The organism is Thermostichus sp. MS-CIW-38, from assembly GCF_054058415.1.
Genome location: NZ_JBSSAH010000077.1, coordinates 1 through 1,434 on the forward strand (window position 1 = coordinate 1; position 1,434 = coordinate 1,434).

General features: G+C 57.7%; 2 protein-coding genes. One reads left to right on the top strand and one right to left on the bottom strand.

The window, feature by feature from the left end; genetic code table 11:
* Positions 1–81: 81 nt before the first annotated feature.
* A complete protein-coding gene (locus ACVWXZ_RS14265; protein WP_457482667.1) occupies positions 82–1,119 on the top strand; it encodes a hemolysin family protein in 1,038 nt (345 codons plus the stop codon).
* 36 nt (positions 1,120–1,155) lie between these two features.
* On the opposite strand, the gene ACVWXZ_RS14270 is transcribed toward ACVWXZ_RS14265, so the two are convergent.
* Positions 1,156–1,434: hypothetical protein (locus ACVWXZ_RS14270; protein WP_457482668.1), on the bottom strand; the 279-nt coding region annotated here is incomplete at its 5' end.

A 1,434-nucleotide genomic window follows, 5' to 3' on the forward strand; every position in this document is an offset into this window, starting at 1 on the left:
TGATGGAAATAGGCCGACCCGCTTTTCTCTCGATGAGCCAATGCTACCTGTATCCCGTTCCGCCGTCGCGAACGGAGCGCTATGGTTAATGTCTTCCTCTTGGCCTTTTTGCTGCTCCTCTCAGGAGCTTGCTCTGGCGCCGAAACCGCCATCACGGCCATGGACAACCTGCGCCTGGAATCTCTGATCGAAGAACAAGGGGATCCACAGGGCTTGTATCGACTGGCTCAACAACAGCGCTCGCGGCTGATCACCACCCTGTTGCTGGTGAACAACTTTGTCAACATCGGCATTGCCGCTTTGGCCACAACCCTCTCTATTGAACTGTTGGGAACCCAGATTGGAGCTTTGGCCGCCACCGTGCCCACCACAATTGTGGTGCTCCTCTTTGGAGAAGTAGCCCCAAAGTCTTTAGCGGTGAGCCATCCGCTAGGGGTGTTCCGCTGGGTGGTGCGGCCTGTTCATGTCCTATCGGTGCTGCTGCGCCCTTTTAGCGACGCTTTTGAGTGGGTTGTCAGCAGGCTCTTCAATCTATTGGAATTCTCCCCCCTGACGGCCACCGCTTCTCTCAAGGATTTGGAGCTGCTGATCGATGTGTTGGGGCAGCGGGGGCTGCTGGATTGGCAAAAACGGCGGCTGTTCCGTGGGGCCTTGGCTTTGGACTTGCTGCAGGCGCGGGACGTGGCCAAGCCCAGAGTTAAAATGGAGACCATCTCCCACGACAAAACACTGCAGGATGTGGTGAAGCTCTGTTTGGAAACGGGCTACTCGCGCATCCCCGTGCAGGGAGAATCCAAGGACGAGATCGTCGGCATTATCCACCTCAAGCAAGCCTTGCGCCATCTGGATCAAAAAGGCAATGCCGAAGTGACCCAGGCGATGGCACCGCCTTTTTTTGTGCCGGACACCAAGCGGGTCAGCTTGTTGCTCAAGGAAATGCTGCGCTCTCGCCAACACCTGGGGATTGTGGTGGATGAGTTCGGCGGCACCACCGGCCTGATCACGCTGGAGGACATTTTGGAGGAGCTGGTGGGCGATATTTACGACGAGAGCGATCTCTCCCCCCTGCTGGTGCAGCGACAACGACGACAAGGTGGCTCTTCTGCCCCCTCTGGTTGAGCAACACGAGCAGTTGAGCTATCCACCCTCTGAGTTCTAGCCAGCCCCTGAGGGATCCGTCTCCGCAGCCGTTGGATTCTCGCGTGCGTCGGCGTCGGGAGTGAGCTCGACAAAGCCGGCATCGACAGGATAGCGGGCCACAAAAAAGATCCAGAAGCTGTGGATCCCTAGCCCCAAAGCCCACCAGCCCAACAGGGGCACCAGCCACGGCCAATCCGCGCGGTACAGTTGCTGAAAAAACACCAGCCCAGACCCGCTGCAGAGAAAAACGGCAATGTGGGCGGCATAGGTATAGCGATCATCCAGCTTGCGAAA